At 53.9% G+C, this 482-nt stretch carries 1 protein-coding gene; it reads left to right on the top strand.

Annotated features, from left to right (window positions below):
* Positions 1–329 precede the first annotated feature (329 nt).
* The coding region (locus tag D3D02_RS19310; protein WP_304999807.1) for a helix-turn-helix domain-containing protein at positions 330–482 on the top strand (153 nt) is incomplete at its 3' end.

The raw sequence follows: 482 nt of genomic DNA, 5'->3' as shown, positions 1-482 counted from the left end.
CCGTGGATCGTGCTTGGTCGGATGGGTTGCCGGACATTAACTCGTCACCAATCTCGTGAAAACCACCGTGTATGGTGGTTTCTGACGTGTAGCGACAGAGAGGTTGGGACCAAATCTGTGCCTACACGCCACTCTACCCTCCGTGCTACCTGTACAAAGAAGTATTGTGATTAAGTGAGTGAACACCTGATGAGCTCCTATTCTGAACTGCTTAGAGCACTCAGAACCGAGGAAATTCTGTGATAATTTGGGTGACATCGGTGCATCTCGGTGCGACGTACTAAACACCCGGGGCACGTACCAGACGGTAGCAGTCGAGGTTGGGACCAATGGAAGATGTTTCAAATCAAGACCAAGCGATCGAATTGCTCCAACAACTCGGGCTCAAAGAGTACGAAGCCAAGTCGTTCGTGGCGCTCGCACGCCGCCAGCGCGGGACGGCCAAGGACATCAGCGAGACCTCTGAGGTGCCCCGGACGCGA

It is taken from the genome of Halobellus sp. Atlit-38R (assembly GCF_003665925.1).
Taxonomy (GTDB): Archaea; Halobacteriota; Halobacteria; order Halobacteriales; family Haloferacaceae; genus Haloquadratum; species Haloquadratum inordinatus.
This window is presented reverse-complemented; position numbering and strand designations above follow the sequence as displayed.